The organism is Fusobacterium ulcerans ATCC 49185, from assembly GCF_900683735.1.
Taxonomy (GTDB): domain Bacteria; phylum Fusobacteriota; class Fusobacteriia; order Fusobacteriales; family Fusobacteriaceae; genus Fusobacterium_A; species Fusobacterium_A ulcerans_A.
The window spans coordinates 930510-955882 of record NZ_LR215979.1 but is presented as its reverse complement, the minus strand read 5'-3'; the positions used below and the strand labels follow the sequence as shown (position 1 = coordinate 955882).

Annotated in this window: 22 protein-coding genes; 6 read left to right on the top strand and 16 right to left on the bottom strand. The window is 30.0% G+C overall.

Going from position 1 to position 25373, the window contains the following annotated elements; all coding sequences use genetic code 11:
- Positions 1-57: 57 nt before the first annotated feature.
- Entirely contained in the window at positions 58-1500 is a 1443-nt protein-coding gene (locus E0E45_RS04365) for an SLC13 family permease (RefSeq protein WP_130890041.1), read from the bottom strand.
- 12 nt (positions 1501-1512) lie between these two features.
- Complete coding sequence (locus E0E45_RS04360) at positions 1513-2766, bottom strand: FAD-dependent oxidoreductase (protein WP_130890040.1); 1254 nt, start codon at positions 2764-2766, stop codon at positions 1513-1515.
- Positions 2767-2949: 183 nt separating this feature from the next.
- On the opposite strand from E0E45_RS04360, the gene E0E45_RS04355 reads away from it, so the two are divergent.
- The 3 genes from E0E45_RS04355 to E0E45_RS04345 all read left to right on the top strand — a co-directional run bounded on the left by E0E45_RS04355 (position 2950) and on the right by E0E45_RS04345 (position 5671).
- A complete protein-coding gene (locus tag E0E45_RS04355; RefSeq protein ID WP_172604143.1) occupies positions 2950-3876 on the top strand; it encodes a LysR family transcriptional regulator in 927 nt (308 codons plus the stop codon).
- 316 nt (positions 3877-4192) lie between these two features.
- A complete protein-coding gene (locus E0E45_RS04350) occupies positions 4193-4774 on the top strand; it encodes a beta-class carbonic anhydrase (protein WP_130890038.1) in 582 nt (193 codons plus the stop codon).
- Positions 4775-4864: 90 nt separating this feature from the next.
- Complete coding sequence (locus E0E45_RS04345; RefSeq protein ID WP_130890037.1) at positions 4865-5671, top strand: DUF368 domain-containing protein; 807 nt, start codon at positions 4865-4867, stop codon at positions 5669-5671.
- A gap of 260 nt (positions 5672-5931) precedes the next feature.
- On the opposite strand, the gene E0E45_RS04340 is transcribed toward E0E45_RS04345, so the two are convergent.
- From E0E45_RS04340 to modA, 8 genes are all read right to left on the bottom strand, one after another.
- A complete protein-coding gene (locus E0E45_RS04340) occupies positions 5932-6342 on the bottom strand; it encodes an arsenate reductase ArsC (RefSeq protein WP_130890036.1) in 411 nt (136 codons plus the stop codon).
- 14 nt (positions 6343-6356) lie between these two features.
- Complete coding sequence (locus E0E45_RS04335; protein WP_130890035.1) at positions 6357-6692, bottom strand: thioredoxin family protein; 336 nt, start codon at positions 6690-6692, stop codon at positions 6357-6359.
- Positions 6693-6724: 32 nt separating this feature from the next.
- On the bottom strand, positions 6725-7738 hold the full coding sequence (locus E0E45_RS04330; protein ID WP_130890034.1) for a permease: 1014 nt from the start codon (positions 7736-7738) through the stop codon (positions 6725-6727).
- Complete coding sequence (locus E0E45_RS04325; protein WP_130890033.1) at positions 7729-8046, bottom strand: ArsR/SmtB family transcription factor; 318 nt, start codon at positions 8044-8046, stop codon at positions 7729-7731. The genes E0E45_RS04330 and E0E45_RS04325 overlap by 10 nt, the downstream gene beginning before the upstream one ends.
- 141 nt (positions 8047-8187) lie before the next feature.
- On the bottom strand, positions 8188-8661 hold the full coding sequence (gene moaC / locus E0E45_RS04320) for a cyclic pyranopterin monophosphate synthase MoaC (protein WP_130890032.1): 474 nt from the start codon (positions 8659-8661) through the stop codon (positions 8188-8190).
- Positions 8662-8672: 11 nt separating this feature from the next.
- A complete protein-coding gene (locus E0E45_RS04315) occupies positions 8673-9689 on the bottom strand; it encodes a molybdopterin-binding protein (RefSeq protein ID WP_130890031.1) in 1017 nt (338 codons plus the stop codon).
- Positions 9689-10360, bottom strand: a complete 672-nt coding sequence (gene modB, locus E0E45_RS04310; protein WP_130890030.1) for a molybdate ABC transporter permease subunit — start codon at positions 10358-10360, stop codon at positions 9689-9691. The genes E0E45_RS04315 and modB overlap by 1 nt, the downstream gene beginning before the upstream one ends.
- Positions 10350-11099, bottom strand: a complete 750-nt coding sequence (gene modA / locus E0E45_RS04305; RefSeq protein WP_130890029.1) for a molybdate ABC transporter substrate-binding protein — start codon at positions 11097-11099, stop codon at positions 10350-10352. Before modA ends, modB begins: the two co-directional genes overlap by 11 nt.
- Positions 11100-11266: 167 nt before the next feature.
- On the opposite strand from modA, the gene E0E45_RS04300 reads away from it, so the two are divergent.
- Complete coding sequence (locus E0E45_RS04300; protein WP_130890028.1) at positions 11267-11755, top strand: MogA/MoaB family molybdenum cofactor biosynthesis protein; 489 nt, start codon at positions 11267-11269, stop codon at positions 11753-11755.
- 248 nt (positions 11756-12003) lie between these two features.
- Here the strand turns inward: E0E45_RS04300 and E0E45_RS04295 are convergent, their stop codons facing one another.
- Positions 12004-12225: a hypothetical protein gene (locus E0E45_RS04295; protein ID WP_130890027.1), complete on the bottom strand. Its 222-nt coding sequence runs from the start codon at positions 12223-12225 to the stop codon at positions 12004-12006.
- 231 nt (positions 12226-12456) lie between these two features.
- Here E0E45_RS04295 and E0E45_RS04290 point away from each other — a divergent pair, with 231 nt between their 5' ends.
- Both E0E45_RS04290 and E0E45_RS17570 read left to right on the top strand, forming a co-directional pair.
- Positions 12457-13269 carry a MerR family transcriptional regulator gene (locus E0E45_RS04290; RefSeq protein WP_130890026.1) on the top strand — a complete coding sequence of 271 codons (813 nt, stop codon included), beginning with the start codon at positions 12457-12459 and terminating at the stop codon, positions 13267-13269.
- A gap of 20 nt (positions 13270-13289) precedes the next feature.
- Entirely contained in the window at positions 13290-13442 is a 153-nt protein-coding gene (locus E0E45_RS17570; protein ID WP_172604142.1) for a hypothetical protein, read from the top strand.
- 198 nt (positions 13443-13640) lie between these two features.
- Here the strand turns inward: E0E45_RS17570 and atpE are convergent, their stop codons facing one another.
- From atpE to E0E45_RS04265, 5 genes are all read right to left on the bottom strand, one after another.
- Positions 13641-13928 (bottom strand): ATP synthase F0 subunit C, encoded by a 288-nt coding sequence (gene atpE / locus E0E45_RS04285; protein ID WP_176892810.1) that lies wholly within the window; start codon positions 13926-13928, stop codon positions 13641-13643.
- A gap of 392 nt (positions 13929-14320) precedes the next feature.
- Positions 14321-16843 carry a bifunctional lysylphosphatidylglycerol flippase/synthetase MprF gene (mprF, locus tag E0E45_RS04280; protein ID WP_130890024.1) on the bottom strand — a complete coding sequence of 841 codons (2523 nt, stop codon included), beginning with the start codon at positions 16841-16843 and terminating at the stop codon, positions 14321-14323.
- Positions 16844-17057: 214 nt separating this feature from the next.
- Positions 17058-17777: a PdaC/SigV domain-containing protein gene (locus E0E45_RS04275; protein WP_130890023.1), complete on the bottom strand. Its 720-nt coding sequence runs from the start codon at positions 17775-17777 to the stop codon at positions 17058-17060.
- Positions 17778-18075: 298 nt separating this feature from the next.
- Positions 18076-21519 (bottom strand): autotransporter domain-containing protein, encoded by a 3444-nt coding sequence (locus E0E45_RS04270; protein WP_130890022.1) that lies wholly within the window; start codon positions 21517-21519, stop codon positions 18076-18078.
- A gap of 34 nt (positions 21520-21553) precedes the next feature.
- The gene (locus E0E45_RS04265) at positions 21554-24985 is read right to left on the bottom strand and encodes an autotransporter domain-containing protein (protein ID WP_130890021.1); all 3432 of its coding nucleotides are present in this window, start codon (positions 24983-24985) and stop codon (positions 21554-21556) included.
- Between the last annotated feature and the right edge of the window lie 388 nt (positions 24986-25373).

Below are 25373 nucleotides of genomic sequence, written 5' to 3'. Positions count from 1 at the left end.
ATATTATTTTACAAAAATAGTGAGAAGCCTTGATATTTTTGGCTTCTCACTATTTATTTACATCAGCATAGCTGCTATTGGATATCCTATAATTACAGTTATTATAATAGATAATGTCATAAAAATTAATCCATACTTCATCACACTGCTGGTATCAGACCATCCTGATCCAATAGCCATAGCAACATGAGGCATAGCTGGCGGAGTAGCAAAAGCATAAGCAGACATCATTCCTATGATTGCCACCACTGCTGGACATGAAATAGCTCCATTAGTTGCTTGTACCAATGGAATAGCCACTGTTGTCACAACTGTTACTGTCACCATATTTGAAGAAAAATTAGTTTGTATGCAAGCCCATGCTGTAAATGCTACTACAAGAAGCATAGGATTGATATCTTTTAAAATTGGACTTAGCACATTTATCAAATAGTCAGCCAGTCCTACATTTCCATTAGTCATGGCACTCCCTATGGCAAGAGTTCCAGCAGCCATTATTATGCTTGACCATTGTACACCTTTTTTCATTCCTTCAGCAAAATTTAATAAAGGCTTTCCATCAAATGAAATAATTGAGTACAGAATTATTCCAAGCATAGGAGGCATTGCAGTTCCCATACGGCTTATTTGTGTAACTGCTGGAAAAATTTCTTTTAATAAGCTAGGAAGAACCCATAAAGCTACCACTAAACAAAATACAGCAAGAATAGTTTTTTCTTTCTTCTCCATTGGTTTTAATTCATTTTTTAAAAAAGAAATATCTATATTTTTTATCTGAGACATATCAGGATTCATAATAAATCTAAACATCAGCAAAAGAAGGACAATGCATATAATTCCAACTGGTATAGCAAATGCCATATATTGAGCATATCCAATAGTTAACCCAGTAGCTGTAGTATAAAATCCCATAGCCATAATGCTGAATACATGAGCTATTGGAGTCATTCCAGCTGATACTGATACAGCAAATGTCAATCCTATCATCAGCATATTTCCTATTTTATCACCTTTTTTTAATCCCAATATTTCATTAATTTTTTCCAGTATAGGAAGAAAAACAACAAAAAGTACTGTTGGCGAAACAAAACATCCTATACATATAATAGCTGTAAGAAAAGAAATTATAAACATCCAAGGGCCTTTTTTCGCCATTGGACTTGTAATAAAGTAAAGAGCACATCTTTTTAAAAAAGGAGTTTCTGATAAAACATAGGTACACATAAAAGTACACATTAGAAAAGCAAAAGTTTCATTTCCAAAAGAACTAAGAAATACCCCTTTAAATCCGATTCCAGGAATCATTCCTATAGCAGCTATACAAAGAAGGCTTGGCCAGTCTATAGCTACTGTCAGCCATAGCAGAAGGCTTCCAGCAAATATTCCTGTTACAGCCATACCTGCAGGCTTCATCCCTTCTGGAAGCGGCAGAAATCGTCCAAAAATAATTAATGCAAATGATATCATTATGTAAAAATTTCTTTTAGAATCTTGATTCATATATCCCCCTTGTTATAATATAGCCCCTTGTTTTTTTAATTCTGACTTTATAGAATTAATATCTATCTCTCCATATTCAGCCATATATGCTGCTCCTACCCCAGCTGCATGTCCTGTTCCAAAACTTATTCCCATCACACGTACAGAAGCAAACGCCATAGAGTCAGCACTTACAGTTCTTCCTGCACTCCATAGATTTTTTATATTCTTAGATAATAATATATCTATTGGAATTTCATAGTAATCATTATCTTTTACCCACAAATATTCAGCCATTTTATCTAATTTCTGATGATTTTCACAAGGCCATGCTCCTCTGGCTATTCCCCTTTTATTTTTAACTGCATTCAAAACTTCATCTAAAGAAAGTGTATATTTCCCTACAATATGTCTGCTCTCTCTTATCCCTAATTTCGGCCCAGTTGATATTAAAGTACAGTTTTCCATCCCAGGTATATATTTACGAAATGCTTCTATATACTCTTGTGCCTGTCTTCTTGTATTCATTTCACAGGCTGTTAATGTAGAACAGTCTAATGACCCTACCTGAATACTTGGTAAAATAGCATATCCATACTGCTCTGCTTTAAAAATTATTCCTGAATCTTTACTGAGATTTTTAAATCCATCTTTTTTAGCTGCCTGTATTGCTTTTTCTATAACATCTGGAGAAAGTTTTATGCTTATGTCAAAATTTCCTATTCTCATAATATTTGTAGACATCTGAGTAATTCCTTCTGGATTGCCGAATATGATTTCAGCACCAGCCAAATATGCTAAGTTTCCATCTCCACTGGCATCTACAAAAGCTTTCCCTTCAATGAAAATACTCCCCATATCATCAACACATTCAATCATTGTTATTTTTGAATTTTCTGTTTTAGCTTTTATTAAAGTACAATATAGTAAAGTTGGTATCTCATTTTCCAATACTAATTCATCCAGTACAAACTTTAATGCTTCTGAATCTAATGGAACAATAGCATTTCCCACTGTGGAAAGACGATATCCATCATATTTTCCTATAGCAGCTAATTTGTCCAATACCATCTGTCCTACCCCGCCAATTATTTGTTTTGGTTCAGATCCACTAGTAAAAAATCCACAATAAGAAGCTACATTTGCATTAGTTGCCTGTCCTCCCAAACAACTGCTTCTTTCTATCAGGACAACAGACTGTCCTCTCTTCTTAGCTCCTATTGCTGCTGAGATTCCTGCTGCTCCTCCTCCAATAACTACAACATCATATTTTAGTTTTCTTTCCATTCCATACTCCTTTTGCATATGTAGTTTTAACTTGTAATTGGATTATATCAAGAGAATTATTATTTGTAAAAATCAAAAAAACTATAAAGTTGATAGCTAAAAACTATATTTAAATTGACAATAAACTGATAAAAATGTAATAATAATATATATATTATCTTATTTATGAAAGGAAGTAGGTTTATGGAAAAAACTCAATTGATGTATGTCACAGCTACAGCTAAACATGGCAATATAACTAAAGCAGCTGAAGAATTATGTATATCTCAGCCATCTCTTTCTAATCAAATTATAAAGTTAGAGAATGAACTTAATATAAAACTTTTTGAAAGAAAAAGACATAGAGTGGAATTAACAGAAGCTGGAAGGGCTTTTGTTGAATCATCACTTCCTATACTCAATAGTTTTAGAAAATTAGAACAGCTTATGGGAGAGTATGCTTCTATGAGCAAAGGAAGTATTAATATCGGAATTTTACCTATTTTCTCTGCATTACAACTTCCTGATTATCTTTATGAATTTAAAGAAAAATTTCCTAAAATTGATATGATAATAAAAGAAAGTGGAAGTTCATCATTAGTTAATTCTATTTTGAAAAAAGAATTAGATGTGGCATTTACTATACTTACAGATGTATCTTTAAATAAATTAAAAACAGAATTGAATATAATAAAACTACAAAAAGATAGAATTGTAGCAGTAGTCAATGAAAAACATAAACTTGCGAGGAATAAAAGTATTGAATTGAAAGACCTTGCCAATGAAAAATTAATCTTTTCTAATGATAATTTTCAATTTCCAAATATAATATTAAATTATTTAAAACTACATCAAATTCCATATCAGATTTCATGCAGCTGCACTCAAATGGAAACTATTTTTAATTTAGTATCCAGAGATTTTGGAATAACATTCTGCAGTGAAATGACAGCGAAAAAAGAACTAAAAAAAAGTGAAAACAGGAATACTAAATTAAAAAGTATCCCTATCAGCCCTTTATCTGAACGGACTATTTATCTTATATCAGGAAAAAACTCTAGTTATCATCCTACAATAGATAACTTTACCAGATTTATAAGAGAAAAATATAATATAAAAACATTGAGATAAAAAAATTAATTAATGCTTCTCTAGTATCAGAAATCTCTCTGATATTGGAGAAGTTTTTTTATAGATATTTTTCTTTCTGTTAGTTAACTTTTTGTTTATTTATTGAAAATCTATTTTTCTTTATTTTTTCTCTAAAATCTATTTTTTATCTCCTGTGGGTATATATTTTTCCACGTTTTTTCATAATTATATAGTCTTTTTAGTTAATTTCTTCCATATAAATAGATTGACTTAGAGTTGCAATAGGAGTAAAATATTTCTTAAATAAAAATTTATTTCAAATTTAGTTTTAAAAACTATATAGAGGAATGGTGTTATGGAAATTAAAAATAATTTAGAAAAAATATTAACTTTTAACAAAGAATTTGTAGAAACTAAAGAATATGAAAAATATCAAACTACTAAATATCCTGAAAAAAGAATAGTAATAGTTTCTTGTATGGATACAAGGCTCACAGAACTTCTGCCAAAAGCTATGAATCTTAAAAATGGTGATGCAAAAATAATTAAAAATGCTGGTGGACTTGTAGTACATCCTTTTGGAAGTGCTATGAGAAGTATTCTTATCTGCATTTATGAGTTTAATATCAAAGAAGTCTTTATAGTAGGTCATTATGACTGTGGTGTGAGCAACCTTAATGCTGATAAAATAGTTGAGAAAATGGAGTCAAAAGGAATTGATATGAATACTCTGAATACACTTTTCTATTCTGGTATAAATGTAAAAGACTGGATGCATGGATTTGACTGTGTGGAAGAATCTGTAGAAAGAAGTGTTTCTGTAGTGAGAAATCACCCTCTTGTTCCAAAAGATGTTGCAGTTCATGGTCTTATTATGGACCCCCTTACTGGTGAAATCAATCTGGTAATAAATGGATTCGATTCAATGAGCAAATAGTTTCCTTTTAAAAAAATTTTTACTAAAATTTAATTTTTCTACAGTACTATGATATAATAATATATCATCAACAGCAGGAGGGTTCAAAATATGTTTAAACTTTTTTTTAAGGGAATAATAATTGGTGTGGCAAATATCATGCCTGGAGTTTCTGGAGGTACATTAGCCGTTATAATGGGAGTTTATGATAAACTTACAGAAGCCATTGGAAATTTTCTTACTGTTCCTTTTAAAAAGAAGATAGAGTATGGGAAATTTTTACTTCAGATTTGTTCTGGAATGCTTATAGGAATAATACTTTTTGCTAAGATAATAGAATTCTGCTTCATTAATTATCCAAGAAGTACAGCTGCTTTTTTTAGTCTGCTTATCCTCCCTTCTATACCTTTTATAGTAAAAGGAGAGAATAAAAAAGACAGAGGAAATATTACATCTTTCATCATTGGAGCTGCCATTACTTTAGTATTTGTATTTCTGGACTATCGTTTTGGAAGCGACACAGATCCAAAAACACTTGTACAGGTAATAACAGTTTCTTATTGTATAAAGCTTTTCTTCTGTGGTGCATTAGCTGCTGGAGCTATGATAATTCCTGGAATATCTGGTTCTCTGCTCCTATTGATGCTGGGAGAATACTATAATATACTTGGATTTGTCAGTAAATTCTTTGATGGTGCAGTGCATATTGCAAGTTACAGTTCTGTCACTGAGATAATACAGAATCTCTATATTATTCCTCTTACTGTTTTTTCTTTAGGAGTGATAATCGGGCTGGTAGTAATAGCAAAACTTATTAATATGCTTCTTTCTTCCAGACATAGAAGTGCAGCCCTTTTCTTTATTGCAGGTATTATAGTTGTATCTGTTCTCCAGATATGGGTAAATCTATATAAATAATTAGAAAATAAAAAAGATGGCTTCCAGATTTCTAAAATTTACTTTAGATTTCTGGTTACCATCTCTTTTTTATATATGAGCTAATGGCAGCATTATATCTTTTCCAAATCCAACTACATCTATATTAAATAGAGATTCAGCAACCATTTTAGAAAGAACTATTGTCGTCACTGCCAGCACCTAATGCAGCTCCTATCACCTTAATAGCTGTATAACAAGTGAATATAGAATATTTGTTTCAATATTAACTATAAATTTAATTATTGACTTTCATTAAAATTTAAATTATCTCTTAATTCTATAATTTTGTTTCTTATAATTTCAATTACCTTTATAAATTCCTCATCTGACTTTCCAGTAGGGTCTTCCAATCCCCAATCTTCCCTGTGTTCACAAGGTAAAAATGGACATTCAACATTACATCCCATAGTTATTATAATGTCAACTTTTGGAATATCATCTAATAGCTTTGGTTTTTGAGTTTTTTCCATATCTATTTCATAATTTTTTTTCATAAGCCGTACAGCATCTTGATTAATTTGAGTTTTTACTTCAGTTCCTGCACTGTAACTTTCAAAAATATTATCAGCATAATATTTTCCAAAAGCCTCAGCTATTTGGCTTCTACAAGAATTATGAACACATATAAAAGCTACTTTTTTCTTTGTCATTTTATAGCCTCTCTTTATAATTTCTCAATTATTTTTTCAATTTCTTCTGATTTCAATACTTTTCCATAAGAAACTACTTTTTCATCTATAACTAAGCCAGGTGTAGACATTATCCCATAACTTGAAATTTCTGCCATGTCAGTTACTTTTTCAATATTAGCTTCAATATTTAAAGTAAGAAGAGCTTTTTTTACATTATCAGTTAAGTTAGTACAATTTTTACAGCCAGTACCTAAAATTTTTATATTCATAACTCCTTCTTTTTTTATCACATTTCCATCTAAAGCTTCTTTTTCATTGCAACTACCACAACTACAATTACTTTTGAAAATTTTATTAAATATTCCCATTTTATTCACTTCCTTAAATATATTTTTTATTTTTAAATAAATAAGTAACTAAAAGCATTAAAAGCATATCCTATTATAATTATTCCAGCAGCAACTATTCCAACAAAATTTATAAGTAATTTATTTTGTACTACCTTTTTTAACATTATTATAGATGGTAAACTTAAAGCTGTAACTCCCATCATAAATGATAGAATTGTTCCAACTCCAACTCCTTTAGCAAATAAAGCTTCTGCAATAGGGATAGTTCCAAATATATCAGCATACATAGGAATTCCAATAATAGTAGCTATTAAAACTGAAAAAGGGTTGTTTGTTCCCAATATCTTTTGAATAATTTCAGCAGGAATCCAGTTATGAATTAAAGCTCCTATTCCAACTCCAACAATAACATACCAAAAAACTTTTTTTACAGTTTCCTTCACTTGTTCATGTGCATATATAATTCTTTCTTTAGTTGTAAGTTCTGGAGAATATATTTCTGTATTTCCAACAGGTTTTGTAAATTTTACAACATATTTTTCCATTCCCATTTTATCTAAAATACTTCCTCCTATTACAGCTAAAACTAAGCCTACAATCACATAGATAACTGCTATTGGTAATCCAAAAACACTTATCAATAAAATGAATGAACCTAGATCAACTAAAGGAGAAGATATTAAAAAAGAAAAAGTTACTCCCACAGGAAGTCCAGCATTTGTAAAACCTATAAATATAGGTATTGACGAACAGCTGCAAAAAGGAGTTACTGTTCCAAGTAAAGCACTTAAAATATTAGCTTTTATTCCTTTAAAATTCCCAAGTATTTTTTTTGTTCTTTCTGGTGGAAAAAAGCTTTGAATATATGAAATAACAAAAATAAGTATAGATAAAAGTACAATTATTTTTATTGTATCATATATAAAAAATTGTATACTTCCTCCTACCCTGCTATCAGCATTAATTCCAATATTAACAAGACCTTTTTTTACTAAATTATTTAACCATAACATTTTTAAAAATTGATTTTCAAAGAAGTCCCATAGGCTGATAATTATTGACATGAATTTTCCTCTCCTTTTAGATTGGCAGAACTAAAGTCTAATATATTATTTAATATTTTTTTTAATTCTTTGCTCCCCTCTTCATCAAAAGAATAATAGCTCCATTTACCATCTTTTCTACATTTGATGATTCCACTATCTGATAATATTTTCATATGATGTGATAAAGTAGACTGTCCTATATGGAGTTCTTCTAAAATTTTACAAGCACATTTTTCCCCTGACTTTAGCATTTCCAAAATAAAAATTCTATTAGGATCACTTAAAGCTTTAAAGACTTTTGCCATTTTTTCATATTTTTTTTCCATTTCCTCACCTCAAATCTATTTTTATCGATATATCATAAAACCATTATACATTCATATATCTAAATATGTCAATATGTTTTTGTAAAAAAAGTTTTAGAATCTCTAATTTGAAAAATCCTAAAACTCAATCTGTTTTTTATTTTATTTTTTATCCTCCAGAAGAAAATCGCTTTTTCCTCCAGTTTTGCTCATAAGTTTAATTTCTCCTATAACCATGTGTTTATCTATAGCTTTACACATATCATATATAGTAAGAGCAGCTATACTTACAGCTGTAAGAGCTTCCATTTCCACTCCAGTTTTTCCAGTAGTCTTTACAGATGCCTCTATCCAGATTCTATCTGCTTCAATCTCAAACTCTATATCTGCTCCTGTCAAAAGTATATTGTGACACATAGGTACCAAATCCCATGTCTTTTTAGCTCCACATATACCTCCTACTTGTGCTACAGAAAGGACATCTCCTTTTTTTATTCTTCCTTCAGTTACTGCCCTGATTGTATCTGCTCCCATTTGGATATATCCTCTAGCCACAGCTTTTCTTTTTGTTTCATCTTTCTCACTGACATCAACCATTCTGGCTCGTCCATTTTCATTAAAATGTGTAAAATCCATTTTCATACCTCTTATTTTCCAAATGTACAGTTAGGATAGTGACATACTTCACAACTTTGGCAAAGTCCTCCATTCCCATACATCATAATATCTCTAGTTGTAAGTCTTTCTCCACTCAATACTCTTGGAAGAACTAAATCAAATATAGTTCTCTTAGCAAACATCACACATCCAGGAAGTCCCATCACTGGTACATTTCCAAGATATGACAACAGAAACATAGAACCTGGCAGAACAGGTGACCCATAACTTACCAGTTCTCCTCCCAGCTCTATTATTGCAGATGGCGTCACATCATCAGGGTCTACAGACATTCCTCCTGTGAATATCAGCATCTCTGCTCCCATATCCAACAATTCCTGAGCTTTTCTTTTTATCATATCTTTATCATCTTGTGATAGAAATTGAGCTATTACTTCACAATCAAATTCTCCAAGCTTATCAGTAACTATCTTTCCAAATTTATCCTCTATTCTTCCATAGAAAACTTCATTTCCAGTAGTTACCATTCCTACTTTATATTTTTTATAACTATTTACATTTAGTATAGGAGATTTTGTAATATTTTCAGCCTTCTCCATTTTTTCTCTGTCAATAACCAGAGGAATAACTCTTGCTCCTGCTATCAGTTCACCTTTCTTTACTGGAATATTATCTGGAAGAGTAGCAAAAGATATCTCTCCAAGCATATTCAGCTCTAAAAGTTTTTCTGTATCTACTTTTAATACTCCATCCTCTTGAGCATAAAAATTTATTTTCCCCTCTTTTATCTCATCAGCCAGTCTGATATTTTTACCTTTTCCTAACTTTCCAAGTACAAGAGCTGCATCATTTTCATGCATTCCCTTATCTCCAAGTTCAAAAACATATATATTATCTTTTCCAAGTCTTAATAGTTTTTCTACATCTTCATCTTTTATTATATGTCCTTTTTTGAAGGCTCTTCCCTTTACTTCTCCAGGAACTATTTCTGTAATATCATGTTGTAATACGCATCCTACTGCATTTACAGTTTTTATCTTTTTCATTATTTCTCTGCTCCTTTAAAAAAATAGTTATAAAGGCACATAATACAGAAACTTATTATAAGCACTATTACCAAAAGTAAATTAGCTGTTCTGTTGTCTCCACGTTCTACTGCTGAATATATGGCAGTAGACATAGTCTGTGTCTTTCCAGGGATATTTCCAGCAAGCATAAGGGTAGCTCCAAATTCTCCCAATGCTCTTCCAAAAGATAATACTATCCCTGCAAGTATATTTCTTCTTATTAATGGAATTATTACCAGACGAAGTATCTGAAAATCAGAAGCTCCCATTTCTTTTCCAGCTTCTCTGTATGTATAGTCCAGTGATGAAAAGCCTGCTTTTATACAATTATACATAAGGGGCAGTGATACTACAAATGCAGTGACTATACCTGCCCACCATGAAAATATTACCTGAATATTAAAAAACTCATACAGATAGGAACCTATTATCCCTCTTTTTCCTAAAAATATAATAAGGATATATCCCAAAACTGTAGGAGATATAAAAAGAGAAAGATTTATAAGCATTTCAATTATACTTCTAAGTTTTTTACTCCTATTTTCCATACCCCATACTAAAAGTATTGCTACTATCAATGTCAACATAGTAGATATGGAGGCTATCTTTAAAGTAAGAAACACAGCATTTATATCAAATTTATTGTTCATTTACTATTTTAAATCCAAATTTTTCAAAAATTTCTATTGATTCTTTAGTTGTAAGGAATCTGTACAGGCTTTTTACTTCATCTCTCTCTTTATCTTTTAATATACCACAACTATATATGATAGGTGTATGAAGGGTATTAGGCACTTCAAAAACTATTTCAGCATTTTTCATAACTTTACTGTCTGTTTTGTAAATCATAGCATAGTCAACTTCGTAAAGGTCTACATACTGCATAGCACTTCTTACATCTTTAGACAATACAAAATTTTCCTGCATTTTATCCCATAACCCTACGTTTTCCAAAGTTTGTTTAGCATATCTCCCTGCTGGCACTGTATCAGGATCACCTATTGCTACCTTATGTTCAAGCATTTCAGAAAGGTTGTCTATTTTCTTTCTTCCTGCTACTACCATGGTATTTTCAAGGATATCTTTAGAAAATTTTTCTGATACCAAATCCTGTTTCTTCAAATCTTCTAAATCTTTTTTAGATGCAAAAAATACAAAATCTACAGGTGCTCCCCCTTCTATCTGCTTTTTCAAAGCTCCAGAAGCTCCAAAATTTATATTTACTTTTACATTTTTATTTTCTTTTTGATAATTTTCTACTACTTGAGATAATACTTCATTTAAACTTGCTGCTGCACTTATAGTTATCTCTTTTTTCTCAGTCTTTCCACATGCTGCTAGTAAAAAAATCAAAACTGCTGCTGTTGCTATCTTAAAAAACTTTTTCATCTACCCACCTCATTATTTTATCTTAGACCATTTTATCAGATTTAACATTTTATATCAAGAGTTCGAATTTTTATTTTACAATTTTCGTTGTTTTTCAAATATTTTTTCATTCTTTTCCTAAAAAATATATGATATAATAAAAAAAATCGTTATGGAGGCAATAATATATGTTTAGAACTGCTATTGTTTGTATGAGTGACAAAGGTGCAAGAGGAGAAAGAGAAGATATTTCCACTAATGTAATAGAAAAAATTGTTATTGAAAATGGATATAAAGTAGTTAAAAAGATACTGATTCCTGATGAATATGAACTTATCAAAGAAACACTTAAAAATATATGTGATAAGAATGAAGCTGATTTGATACTTACTACTGGAGGTACAGGATTTGCTAAAAGAGATGTTACTCCTGAAGCAACACTGGAGATAGCAGATAAAATAGTTCCTGGTATCCCAGAAGCTATAAGAGCATACTCTATGACTATCACAAAAAGAGCTATGCTTTCCAGAGCTGCTGCTGGTATAAGAAAATCTACTCTCATTATAAATATGCCTGGAAGTCCTAAAGCTGTTGAGGAATCTCTGTCTTTTATTATAGATTCCCTCTCTCATGGATTGGAAATTTTAGTGGGAAGTGCTTCTGACTGTGCAAGATAGCATAGCTGTTAGATATTTTTAGTTCAAATAAAAAATAGGTGCTCATAAGTTAGATTTTCATTAATAAGAAATCTTTCTGCTTATGAGTCACCCTTATTTTAGCTTAGTAAAATATTAAAGTAAACTTTAGAATTTTAGAATTTAGAAATATTTATATATCTTTTCTAATGAAAAATTGCTAAAATCTTAGTTTTACTTTCAGATTATTCTCTTCTTTAAATTAAAAGAAAATAAATAAACTCTCAAAATTATCTTTCTTCACTTCTTTCTTGTGCATATCTGTGAGCTGCTTCCTGTTTAGTTTCCATCTGTCTATTTTCTTTTTTCTCACCTATACCTTTTTTTTCCTGCATACTTACTTCAATTTTACTCATTTCTAAAGGTTTTCCATCTCCTTGTTCTGCATATACAATTCCATTTGATAAAGCCATAACCATTAATGTTGATAATATCATTGTTGTTTTTTTCATTTTCGCATCTCCTTTGTTATCATTTTTTATTAACATATACAAGAATATTTCTTTATATATATAATTATAAACCTTCAAGTTAGTTTAAGGTCAAGTATTTTTTAAAAAAATTTTATTAAAAAAATATAGTAAATTTCATCTAAAGTTGTTATTATTATATATGAATATAATTGATTTTAAACTTTTAATTTTGCAATAATTTTATGCCTTAAAATTATTCAGGGAGGAAATATGCAAAAATATTTTTTAGTTGGAGAAATTTCTAAGATTCTTAAAATTCCACGCTCTACATTGAGATACTATGATAAAGAGGGGATTGTTTCTCCTAAATTAAGAAAAGAGAACAACTATAGATACTATTCAAGAGCTCAAATAATAACAATAAAGAAAATAAGCACAATGAGAAAATTAGGACTTACCCTTGAGGAAATTAAAATCTTTTTCAGCAAAAAATCAGACAGCAGAAGTAAGGAAATAGAAAAAGATAAAGAACTCATAACAAATGTTTTAGAAAGAGTAAATGAAGATATAGAAAAGCTGAAGATAATAAAGAAAGATTTAGAAGGACATCTAAAGAGAATGGATAAAGCTTCAAAAATACCTATTGGAATTCCTTTTATTGAAGAAATAAAAAATATAAAAGGGTTAAAAATATATGAAGAGGAAAATCGTAAAACACTTACTTTTCCTAATAAAAAAATACTGGAATTAATTACTGAATATGATGGAAAGATATTATTTTATATAACTAAAAAGGATCTAAGTGAAATGGATGATGTAAATGTTCTAGGGTCAGGATATATTGTTGTAAAAGGTGATAAAAAAGTTGAAGAAGTTATTTTAAAAAAAGGCAGGTATGCCTGTATGTTTTTGAAAGGAAACCATTTTGAAAATAAAGTTTCAATAAAAAAATTAATTAAATGGATAGAGGAAAATAATTTTAAAAGAGCAAATGATGAAGTTAATATCATAATTGAACCAGGAAATTTAAGTATAAAAAAAAGAGAAGATATTTTCTATAAAGTAAGTATATTGATTGAATAACAGGTAAAATGGAGGCATTAATGATGATACACGATTTACTGCAGAATTTCTGGAAATATTTTGCAGCTGTAATTATAATAGTATCTGCATACTTAGTCTTAAAAAAGCTCTTTGAAATAATTATTGGACTCATTGTTGTTTCAGGGCTAGTATGGTTTTATTTTCTTAGATAATATTTTCCACTAATTAAGGCAATTAGAATATCTAACTGCCTTAATTAGTGAGATACAACAGTAAAAACTGCTGTGATCTTTATTTTTTAATTTTAAATTAGAAAGATTTATTGTCTTCTCTATCAAAATTACATCTCTGGTTCTCTGCCGTCTTTTTAATCAATCCACACTTATTTCTTATAGATTGATTATCAACTATTAATTAAAAACATTAAGCATTGGATTTGCATATAAGAGAATAAGTGCTACTACAAGTGCAAATATTCCTGTTGATTCAGCAACTGCCTGTCCTAATATCATTGTAGTTATAATATTAGCTTTCTGTTCAGGAATTTTTGTAACTGCCTCTACTGCTTTCCCAGCTGTATAACCTTCCCCTATTCCTGCTCCTAACCCTGCTATCATAGCACAACCAGCACCTATAGCTGATGCTCCCAATACTATCGCTTTCATTGTAGATACATCTAAATTAAGCAAAAAATTCATAATTTTGTGTGCAATCAAAGCTAAATCCATATTATCCTCCTTAGTTAATTAACAATAATTAAATAATAGGTAGAAGTCAATGAATCTTCTTTGTAAGTATCCCTTTCCTTTTCTAGTATAGTATTTTATGAAATGGGTAAAAGAAGTAAAAATGTAAAAGTTTGGAGGAATTCTTGGCTTTATCTCTATTTTTTTGTAATATATTTTTTACACTCTCTATAATTCCATTATACTCTTGAAAATTAAAAAATCAATTCATTTTTTTATAGAAATATATTTTTAGATACTCAGAATTATGAATAAAGATATTTTACAAATATAAAAAAATTTTTATAAAATTTAGTTGTTATATAAAAAATGAACCTGATCCTTCAGTCAGTTTATTTCATTTTCTATTTAGATATAAGTCCTTTTACTCCACCTGATATAAGAAGCGTCACATCTTTTAATACTTTTGGCATTGAAAATACTCCTGAATAAGCTATATATCTGGGTTCCCATTCAGGATAGAATTTATTCTTAAATAGTTTCAATCCTTGAAAGTTATAAAAACTCTCTCCATTTTTAAATACAAAGAGTCCTATCTTATTCCATACAGGAGCTATATCTCTATTCTCCATACCAGAAAGAGGTGCCATTCCAAGACTGAACCTCTCATATCCCTCATCTTTTGCCCAGAGTATTATATAGATAAAAAGATATTCCATAGTTCCACTGATACATGATCTTAGATATCTCATAAGGTCAACAGCTGCTTCTTTTTTAGAGTCAGTAACCATTATATTTGCAAAAGCTATTATTTCCTCATCTTTTTTAAGTACAGCTATTGGAAAATTATTCAGATATTCCTCATCAAAATATCCCAGAGAAAAGCCTTTCTCTTTAGCTTTTTTACTTTCCAGCCACTCATCAGATATCTCCTTTAATCTTTTCATATATTTTATTCCTTCACCTTTTGGAATAACCTCAAAAGTCATATTTTCCTTATTAAGTTTGTTATATGTGTACCTTATATTCTTTCTTTGAGGTATATTCAATGTAAATTCTTTAAGGTCAATTACTCCCTCTTCTCCTATCTTCAGGAAATTCAATCCAACATCCAGATAAAAATCAAGATAGTCTTTAGATACTTCATAGAATACAGGCTGTTTATTATTTTTTCTGCACAGCTCATAAAATTTCCAGATAGAATCCCCAGCTTTTTCAGGTTTCCCCACAGGATCACCCATAGCTATGTAACTTTTACCACTTTTACCATACATTATAAAACTTTCTTCTCCATCTTCCAGCACAATTTTCTTGTCATTTAGAAGCACCAGATTCCCTTCAGGATTATCTGAAAGAGAAAGACATTTTTTTACTTTTTCACTCACTTCACTGCTTTCTATTTCTACTATTTCATTTACAGGAGCAAAAAGCTTCCATACTCCAAATACTATAAGAGTAGCAGATATTCCAATAGTAGTTCTTAAAAATCTTGGAAACTCTTTGTTAAAGGCTACTTTCCACCATATCTCATTCATATAATCTGATTTGCTGTATGCAAAAAATCCTATATAAAGACTTGATATAGCTACTAAAAATATCATTACCATCCAGTTGAGAGTAAACTTTTCATTTATAATAGAAGTTTTTCTATAGAAATACTTTTTCAATGGAATTATTATAACCAGTATAATTCCCAGAAAAAAAGCTTCTTCATAGTCTAGTCCTTTCAGCAGTGAAAGAGTCATCCCTGCTCCAAGAAATACTATTGTCATATAGTATGCTCCATTGAGCCTCTTTTTAATTCCATAGGCAAGTATCAATAGAACTGCTCCAGTTATACTTCCAAGAAAATGTGATACCTTGATGGTAAATACAGGAAGAAGATCTTTTAATATTTTTATTCTGTAAATAAGGGGAGGCATACTTCCAGAAACTATAAGAACAATTCCAGCTGCAAATATCAATATAGATATGAGAAGAGGAATAAGAGAAATTATCATTTTACCAAGAACAATAGATATATTCTTCAGCTCTCCTTTTTTCAATATAACTCTGTAGATGCAATAAGATACCAGAGCTATTCCAAAAGGAGCTATATAATAAAGAAGTCTGAATATTATTAAAGCTGCTACTATTACTGAGGGAGGATAATATTTTCCCATTAAAGTAAGAAATACATAATCAAAAGCCCCTATTCCTCCAGGGAGATTACTTAATACTCCTATGATCTGTGCACTAAGAAATATTGGAAAAAATTTGATAAATGTAAGAGAATCACTATGAGGAAGAAAAATGTATATAAGTCCAGATACCATTATCCAGTCCAAAAGAGATATAAGAACTTGAAATATAGATATTTCAAAACTTTTCTTCTTTGAAAATACTTTATGAGAGGAGTATGATATTGCTATTATCAAAAGAATAATTCCTACTTCTCTAGTAGTTCCAAAATAAAAATCAAATCTACTCAAATCTACTGGTTCAAAAGTAAGAAATAATCCTCCTACCCACAAAAGCCCTATCCAGAAACTCACATAGCAGAATTTTATTACATTTATGATACTTTTATATGGAACATTCCACAGAGAATACAAGTTTATTCTCAACCCTGAACCTGTCAGTCCTGAAAGTCCTATAGAATTAGCAAATGCATAGCTTATAAATGAAGTGAATATTATTTTTAAATTAGAAAGCTTGAACTTTTCATTTTTAAATGCCAGTACATCATACATAGTAAGGAGGAGATAATCAACTATTACTATTCCTACCCCAAGTATTACATAACTGCCATTTATAGCTTTTAAAGAAACTTTTATATCTTTTACACTGTATATCTTCATCTCTTTATGGATAAAATATATCACTACACAGAATATTCCTATTTCAAGTAAATATTTAAGTTTATCATATCTGCCTTTATTATACATATTTTTTCCTCCTAGTCTTTATACCTATTATAAGTATTAGAAAAAAACTATATTATCCTTTTTATAAGGAAAAAAGCCCATGAGCTGCTTTTAATTTCCTTATACATTTTAAGAAAAAAATGGATAACTTTCCAGCAGAAATATAATTTCAGAACTTTCCTAATTTCCAAAATTTAATCCAGCTTTTTGTTATCCACATTCAAATCTATTATCATTAGAATTTTATCTTTATATATTTTTTAATATCTTTCTTATCAAACTTAAATATAGGCATTCCACTTGAATAAGGAGCTATTTCATAGTGAGGATAAAGAAATACTACATTATCTCCTTCAAAATACATAGCTGTATTTTTTACATTTGCCTCTGCATTTTCAAAGAATAATACCTCTTTTCCCTCAGTATTCAAAGCATATCTACTTCCATTATTTTCCTTGCTTTTAGTTATTATATCATTCATTTTCATATTAAAATATTCTTCTGCATTCTCATCAAATATGACATCATAATTAAGAAGAGAATAATCTTTTTTATTTATATTATATGTTTCAACAGTAGTAGTGCCATGTGCTCCCCCTTGATAGATATAGGAAGTCACAACTATTGAAAGTATATTAAAATTATTTTCCTTTAATTCATAACTCATTATAGCTTCTGCTGGAGTTTCACTAGAAGCAGTTTCTGCTGAAGCTGCTATATTTTCTATAATTATCCTTGCACTTTCCTGAAGAGAAAGATTAAGATAGGAAATATCTTCATTATCTATACCTTTTATCTGAGGTATCACTATATCATAAGTATATTTCTCTTTGTTCTCTTTATACTCAAGTTTTTCTACATTAGAATTATCTTTAACTGCAGTTTTTCCATTTTCACATGATATAAAAAGGAAAACAAGCAGCAGCAATCCCAGAAAACTTTTCATCTTTTTCATAAATTTACACTCCTATATTTTTCAAAATAATAATATAATACATTTTATCATATGCTCAACTTTATGTAAATATAAAGTGAAAAAAATGCCATTGTCCTCTTTGAAAGAAAACTAATTTCATTCTCCTCTAAAGAACTAATAAATAATATAAAAAAGAACTATCTAGCTGCAGTAGATAGCTCTCTCTGATATTTTATCTTTTAATTGTAATTGTTAATTTAATTATATACTAAAAGAAAAAGCAGCAAGTTTTTAGTTCAAAATACTAGAAATCTACTATATATTTTTTCCATACTCATTAAAATCTATACCCTGCTCCTAGACTTGTTCTGATATCTTTAGTTTTTTCTGATACTCTTCCTTCTACTTCTCCATAGATACTTATTCCATTTTCAAAAAGTTTTTCTCCTTTTACTTTCATTACAAAATAATCTCTATCTTCTTCATGTCCTCTTACTTTAAATTTATTATTTTCATTTCCTGAAAAGGATACTCTCATATCTGGATCATTTCCTGTAAGCACCCTTTCATATCCCAACGCCATTGTTCCTCTTCCTGTTTTGAAATTTTTTATTCCTTCTATTCCTAATCCTGCTGTTGTATAAATATTTTTAGATTTTTCAAATCTTTGAGAATATATTCCTGCTCCCTTTTCTTTAAAGTCTTCATTTTCATATCTGATAATATTTACCTCTCCATATGAATAAATAGATTTTGTCATCTCATAATTTACTTTTGCCCCTGCTTCCAGTGTCCAGCTGTCATATTTCCCTTTTGCTTTTCTGTCTAATACAGTTAAATTTCTCTCGCTTTCATTTCTTTGGAATCCTAGACCTAGATAACTGTTTAGACTAAGTTTATTCTTTTCATAATTTCCATATAGTCCTGTTCTAAAGTCTTTTATCTCTCCTTTATCATTTCCTGACTTGATATCATTCTCTCCATAAGCTAAATAATATCCACCTTTGTAATTACTGTTAAATTGAAAATCATTTCCTAATATGAATCCCTTCATATCTATATCTACAGAACTCATTCCTCTGCTCCTGTCTATATCTTTCCAGCCATTCAATACCTTTACCCACATATTTTTATCCAGTGATACTATTGAATTTTCTGCTCTGTTCAACACCATATCACTATCTGATAATCTTGAATATATTGAACTGTTTATCCTTGTATTCAAAGGAAGATTATGCACCATATCTGATTGCAGTCCTCCATATGTTTCCTGAAAAGCTTTTAAAGCTGTTCCTTCATCTTTTAGGTTGTATAGAACATCAAGTTCTCTCTGCTCATTTCTTCCAGAAAGCGCTGTATACATAACTTCTAAAGCTTCTGATGAAGTTTTTTTACTGCTGTTCATTCCTGATAATGAATTTAAGCCAGCTGTTTTATTTACTGCTAAATTATAGCTTGCAGATGTATCTCTAGTTAAAAAATTCGCTTGCTCTACATCATACCCTAAGAAGAGGGATAATTTTCCTGTAAGATTTTCTACATCTGCATTACCCTTTTCAGACACTAGAAAACCACTATACACATATTCTGGTATAGCTATTCCATTTATTTCTATTATTGTTCCTGCTATATTTTCTATACTTTCTACTGAAAGAGTACTATTTTTCATTCCATCTACATTTACTACTATACTTCCTGTTGAATTAAATTCTCCTTTTATTGTAAGAATATCTGTACTTCCCCAGCTTCCAGCCTGTACTTTTCCATAGTTGTATAAATCTCCATTAATTATTCCTTTTCCTGCAATAATTCCAATCCCCATTTCGTCATTAAGACTGTAAGCATCACCAGCTACTGAACCGTCTATCTGCAGAGTTCCTCCTCCTGCTATGCTTGCTCCTTTGTAAGTATTATTCCCTGTAAGAGAAAGTGTTCCTGCTCCTTCTTTCAATAACCCAACTGAAAGTCCTGCCAATCCACTTTCTTCTACTCTTTTATTATATTCATCTATATATTCTTTTCCATTTGACAAAAGAATATCATTATCAGTAGATGTTACTATTTCTCCACTCTCACTGTCATATCTATATTCATTAGAAAGATAAAACTTAAACATTTTACCAAAGTATTCTTTTTCCTCATCTGTTAAACTTGTATTTTTATTTATATATCCGTTTAACTTTTCTTTTTCTTCACTAGTGAATTTATTTATATTAGTTACTCCCTCTAAATTTCCTTCTGCTGTCATATACCCAGCTTTTGTTTCAGATATATCATTACTCCATGTTGAATCAAAGCCCATTGTATTTATTGTGTAGAGTGCCTGCTCATTTTCACTTAAATATTTATTCACTCTATTATTTGATGAACTTATATCTTCTTTTTCCAATCTTCTGGCATTAAGTGTTCCTAATCCCTTTACTGCCTTTCCTGCATCTAATACTCCCTGTCCATAGACTATTTCATATGGTACATTTTCGTAGATATGAGTTAAATTTCCTTCCATATAAGTTTCTACAAAATTTTCTTTATTTCCCTCTTCCCCAAACCCTAAATAATACATTCGCAACATCACTTCATTTGCATCATAATATTTTTCTATATCTTCTTTTAATTTATTCTTAGAATCTGATTTCCCAGTAAAATATATCATATTTAAAATAGGGGGGTTATTTACATCTTCCTGTATTGTTCCTACAAATTTTTGAGATTCATCAATAACTTTGTTTGTTGTAGACAGCAATACATCTCCTATCTGCTTTCCTGTCATATATGGAAATGCTTCCTGTACCAATCCACCTACCCCTGTTACCATTGGAGCTGCTTGAGAAGTTCCAGCCATTGGAATATATTCTTGAGAATTAGCAGCATTTGCTGAATTTATCATTACTCCTGGTGCTGATATACTGTTTTCTTCATTATATTTATTTAACTCTGAAAATACTGCTAGAAATCCCAGATTATCTTTTCCTGAAAATGTGTCTAATGCTGTTACTCCTATTATATTGTTTTTTATATCTTTATCTAAATATGATAATAATGGAATTAATGAAGGAGTTATATGTCCAAAATTTGAATTACTAAAAATTAAAAGTTTATTGTGTTTTTTCATGCTATTTTTTAATATTTCAATATTATCTGAAGCATTTTTATCTTCTTCTATTATTTTTAAAAATCCATCTCTGCCTTTATGCTTTCCTTCATCTGTATTATGAATTTCATCAATATACACATTATATCCCCAGCTATTATTAATTATTTTTATATCTTCTCTTGTATTAAAATAATCATATGCTTTTATCAGACCTTCACTAGTAGAAAAAAGACCAGATGCAAGATTACTGTTAAAAGCTGCTCCATGCATTCCCTTTCCATCTTTTGAGGCTGACATTATTCCTGCTACATGAGTTCCATGATCATTTTTCAACCAATCTATATCTTTAGGTATCTCTCCTATTACATATGAATTATCTTTCCTTCTAAATTCACTATGGGATAAATTTACATAAGTATCTACTATTCCTAATGTAACTCCTTTTCCTGTATATCCCTGTGCATATGCCTCTGCTGCATTTATTGTGTCTAATGGATTATTTCCTTCTCCCCAGCCCATATAGTAATATTCTTCTGTTCTAAATTCCTCTGCTTTCTTTTTTATCTCTTCTTCTGTCATTGACATAGACAATGTTCCAGCTATTAGAAATACTACCATTGTTCTCAATGTCATTTTTATTTTTCTTTTGAATATTCTCTTCATGTATTTAAAATCTTTCCTAGACATCTTAATTCCTCCAGATTCTTTTATGTTTCCTCACCTAAAATCTATACCCTGCTCCCAAGCTTGTTCTGATATCCTTGGTATTCTCTGATACTCTTCCTTCCAGTTCTCCATATATGCTTACTCCATTTGTGAAGAGTTTTTCTCCTTTTACCTTCATTACAAGATAATCTCTATCTTCCTCGTGTCCTCTTACTTTAAATTTATTATTTTTATTTCCTGTAAATGATACTTTCATATCTCCATCATTTCCTGTAAGTATCCTTTCATATCCCAAAGCTATTATTCCTCTTCCTGATTTATAGTTCTTTACTCCTTCTATTCCTAATCCTGCTGTTGTATAAATATTTTTAGATTTTTCAAATCTTTGAGAATATATCCCTGCTCCTTTTTCTGTAAAATTTTCATTTTCATATCTTATGATATTTATCTCTCCATATGGATATATTGATTTTGTCATTTCATAATTTACTTTTGCCCCTGCTTCCAATGTCCAGCTGTCATATTTCCCTTTTGCTTTCCTGTCTAATACAGTTAAATTTCTCTCGCTTTCATTTCTTTGCAGACCCAGTCCTATATAGCTGTTTAGACTAAGTTTATTCTTTTCATAGTTTCCATATAGTCCTGTTCTAAAGTCCTTTATCTCACCTTTATCATTTCCAGTTTTAATATCATTCTCTCCATAAGCTAGATAATATCCTGCTTTGTTATTACTGTTAAGCTGAAAATCATTTCCCAGTATAAATCCTTTCATATCTATATCTACAGAACTCATTCCTCTGCTCCTGTCTATATCTTTCCAACCATTCAATACCTTTACCCACATATTTTTGTCCAGTGATACTATTGAATTTTCTGCTCTGTCCAACACCATATCACTATCTGATAATCTTGAATATATTGAACTGTTTATCCTTGTATTCAAAGGAAGATTATGTATCATATCTCCCTGCAGTCCTCCATATATTTCCTGAAAAGCTTTTAAAGCTGTTCCTTCATCTTTTAGGTTGTATAGGATATCAAGTTCTCTCTGCTCATTTCTTCCTGAAAGCGCTGTATACATAACTTCCAAAGCTTCTGATGAAGTTTTTTCACTGCTGTTCATTCCTGATAATGAATTTAAACCAGCAGTTTTATTTACTGCTAAATTATAGCTTCCAGCTGCAGCTCTAATCATAGATTTTTCTACATCGTACCCTAAGAAGAGAGATAATTTTCCTGTAAGATTTTCTACATCTGCATTACCCTTTTCAGACACTAGAAAACCACTATACACATATTCTGGTATAGCTGTTCCATTTATTTCTATTATTGTTCCTACTATATTTTCTATACTTTCTACTGAAAGAGTACTATTTTTCGTTCCATCTACATTTACTACTATACTTCCTGTTGAATTAAATTCTCCTTTTATTGTAAGAATATCTGTACTTCCCCAGCTTCCAGCCTGTACTTTTCCATAGTTGTATAAATCTCCATTAATTATTCCTTTTCCTGCAATAATTCCAGTGCCCATTTCATCATTAAGACTGTAAGCATCACCAGCTACTGAACCGTCTATCTGTAGAGTTCCTCCTCCTGCTATGCTTGCTCCTTTGTAAGTATTATTCCCTGTAAGAGAAAGTGTTCCTGCTCCTTCTTTCAATAACCCAACTGAAAGTCCTGCCAATCCACTTTCTTCTACTCTTTTATTATATTCATCTATATATTCTTTTCCATTTGATAAGAGAATATCATTATCAGTAGATGTTACTATTTCTCCACTCTCACTGTCATATCTATATTCATTAGAAAGATAAAACTTAAACATTTTATCAAAGTATTCTTTTTCCTCATCTGTTAAACTTGTATTTTTATTTATATATCCGTTTAACTTTTCTTTTTCTTCACTAGTGAATTTATTTATATTAGTTACTCCCTCTAAATTTCCTTCTGCTGTCATATACCCAGCTTTTGTTTCAGATATATCATTACTCCATGTTGAATCAAAGCCCATTGTATTTATTGTGTAGAGTGCCTGCTCATTTTCACTTAAATATTTATTCACTCTATTATTTGATGAACTTATATCTTCTTTTTCCAATCTTCTGGCATTAAGTGTTCCTAATCCCTTTACTGCCTTTCCTGCATCTAATACTCCCTGTCCATATACTATTTCATATGGTACATTTTCATAAATAGAAATTCCAGAATAATTAATAAAGTAATCAATAAAATCTTCTCTACCTTCAAAAACATTACTTAAATAAATTTTTAAAAATTTTTCATTTTCTTTATAATATTTATCTATATCTTTTTTTAATTCTTCTTTAGAATTTGATTTATCTCCAAAATATATCATATTTAAAACGGGTTTTTTATCTTCGTCTTCCTGTATTGTTGCTGTAATTCCCTGAGTTTTATCAATAATTTTCTCTGCTGTTGATAACAGTACATCTCCTATCTGTTTTCCTGACATATATGGAAAGGCTTCCTGCACTAATCCACCTACTCCTGTCACTATTGGAGTTGCCATAGAAGTTCCATCATACTCAATATATTCCCCCATATTGTCTGCATATGCGGAATTTATCACTGTTCCTGGTGCTGATATACTGTTTTCTTCATTATATTTATTTAAATCTGAAAATACTGCTAGAAGTCTTGAATCACCTCTTTCATCATATGTATTTAATGCTGTTACTCCTATTATATTATTTTTTACATCTTTATCTAGGTATGATAATAAAGGGTATAGAGATGGTGTTATATGCCCAGAGTTTGCATTTCCAAAAATCAATAGCTTATTATATGATTTCATACTGCTTTTCAATACTTCCATATTATTTGAAATGTCTTCATATTCTTGCATTATTTTTAAAAATCCATCTCTGCCTTTGTAGTTTTCTCCATCTGTATTATGAATTTCATCAATATATATAAAATCTGCCCAACTATTATTTATTATCTTTATATCTTCTCTTATATTAAAATAACTATATGCTTTTACTAGACCTTCACTAGTAGAAAAAAGACCAGATACAAGATTACTGTTAAAAGCTGCTCCATGCATTCCCTTTCCATCTTTTGAGGCTGACATTATTCCTGCTACATGAGTTCCATGATCATTTTTCGACCAATCCATATCTTCTGGTATTTTTCCTATTACATATGAATTATCCTTATTTAAAAATTCACTATGGGATAAATTTACATAATCATCTACTATTCCCAATGTAACTCCTTTTCCTGTATATCCCTGTGCATATGCTTCTGCTGCATTTATTGTGTCTAATGGATTATTTCCTTCTCCCCAGCCCATATAGTAATATTCTTCTGTTCTAAATTCCTCTGCTTTCTTTTTTATCTCTTCTTCTGTCATTGACAAAGATATTGTTCCTGTTACTAGAAACATCACTATTGTTCTCAATGTCATTTTTATTTTTCCTTTGAATATTCTCTTCATGTATTTAAAATCTTTCCCAGACATATTAACTCCCCCAGATTATTTTATTCTATATTCCTTGTTTTTTTATAAATATAGTATAATACATTAATTTTGAAAATGGAATATCTTTATTTAATAAAATCTATATCCTAATCTAATATTTTACAATATTTATCCCTTCATCAATATTAAACAAAAAAGAACTATCTGATTATGGCAGATAGCTCTCTTTAGTATTTTATCTTTTAAGTGTAATTATTAATTTGATTATATACTAATTTATCAAAAATACAAGGTTGATATTTATAGAACTAGAATTATACCCCAATACTACTCCAACTATCCATTCTCCTTTAGCTTCATTCTTTCTAGATTGGTTGTACTAATCTCTTTCTACAGAATAAGTTTTTTATAAAATTTAGCCTTTATA

What these genes read in the sequence shown, in the direction of transcription:
- E0E45_RS04365 (WP_130890041.1), bottom strand. Translation starts at nt 1,500, where the DNA reads ATGAATCAAGATTCTAAAAGAAATTTTTACATAATGATATCATTTGCA.
- E0E45_RS04360 (WP_130890040.1), bottom strand. Translation starts at nt 2,766, where the DNA reads ATGGAAAGAAAACTAAAATATGATGTTGTAGTTATTGGAGGAGGAGCA.
- E0E45_RS04355 (WP_172604143.1), top strand. Translation starts at nt 2,950, where the DNA reads ATGGAAAAAACTCAATTGATGTATGTCACAGCTACAGCTAAACATGGC.
- E0E45_RS04350 (WP_130890038.1), top strand. Translation starts at nt 4,193, where the DNA reads ATGGAAATTAAAAATAATTTAGAAAAAATATTAACTTTTAACAAAGAA.
- E0E45_RS04345 (WP_130890037.1), top strand. Translation starts at nt 4,865, where the DNA reads ATGTTTAAACTTTTTTTTAAGGGAATAATAATTGGTGTGGCAAATATC.
- E0E45_RS04340 (WP_130890036.1), bottom strand. Translation starts at nt 6,342, where the DNA reads ATGACAAAGAAAAAAGTAGCTTTTATATGTGTTCATAATTCTTGTAGA.
- E0E45_RS04335 (WP_130890035.1), bottom strand. Translation starts at nt 6,692, where the DNA reads ATGGGAATATTTAATAAAATTTTCAAAAGTAATTGTAGTTGTGGTAGT.
- E0E45_RS04330 (WP_130890034.1), bottom strand. Translation starts at nt 7,738, where the DNA reads ATGTCAATAATTATCAGCCTATGGGACTTCTTTGAAAATCAATTTTTA.
- E0E45_RS04325 (WP_130890033.1), bottom strand. Translation starts at nt 8,046, where the DNA reads ATGGAAAAAAAATATGAAAAAATGGCAAAAGTCTTTAAAGCTTTAAGT.
- moaC (WP_130890032.1), bottom strand. Translation starts at nt 8,661, where the DNA reads ATGGATTTTACACATTTTAATGAAAATGGACGAGCCAGAATGGTTGAT.
- E0E45_RS04315 (WP_130890031.1), bottom strand. Translation starts at nt 9,689, where the DNA reads ATGAAAAAGATAAAAACTGTAAATGCAGTAGGATGCGTATTACAACAT.
- modB (WP_130890030.1), bottom strand. Translation starts at nt 10,360, where the DNA reads ATGAACAATAAATTTGATATAAATGCTGTGTTTCTTACTTTAAAGATA.
- modA (WP_130890029.1), bottom strand. Translation starts at nt 11,099, where the DNA reads ATGAAAAAGTTTTTTAAGATAGCAACAGCAGCAGTTTTGATTTTTTTA.
- E0E45_RS04300 (WP_130890028.1), top strand. Translation starts at nt 11,267, where the DNA reads ATGTTTAGAACTGCTATTGTTTGTATGAGTGACAAAGGTGCAAGAGGA.
- E0E45_RS04295 (WP_130890027.1), bottom strand. Translation starts at nt 12,225, where the DNA reads ATGAAAAAAACAACAATGATATTATCAACATTAATGGTTATGGCTTTA.
- E0E45_RS04290 (WP_130890026.1), top strand. Translation starts at nt 12,457, where the DNA reads ATGCAAAAATATTTTTTAGTTGGAGAAATTTCTAAGATTCTTAAAATT.
- E0E45_RS17570 (WP_172604142.1), top strand. Translation starts at nt 13,290, where the DNA reads ATGATGATACACGATTTACTGCAGAATTTCTGGAAATATTTTGCAGCT.
- atpE (WP_176892810.1), bottom strand. Translation starts at nt 13,928, where the DNA reads ATGAATTTTTTGCTTAATTTAGATGTATCTACAATGAAAGCGATAGTA.
- mprF (WP_130890024.1), bottom strand. Translation starts at nt 16,843, where the DNA reads ATGTATAATAAAGGCAGATATGATAAACTTAAATATTTACTTGAAATA.
- E0E45_RS04275 (WP_130890023.1), bottom strand. Translation starts at nt 17,777, where the DNA reads ATGAAAAAGATGAAAAGTTTTCTGGGATTGCTGCTGCTTGTTTTCCTT.
- E0E45_RS04270 (WP_130890022.1), bottom strand. Translation starts at nt 21,519, where the DNA reads ATGTCTAGGAAAGATTTTAAATACATGAAGAGAATATTCAAAAGAAAA.
- E0E45_RS04265 (WP_130890021.1), bottom strand. Translation starts at nt 24,985, where the DNA reads ATGTCTGGGAAAGATTTTAAATACATGAAGAGAATATTCAAAGGAAAA.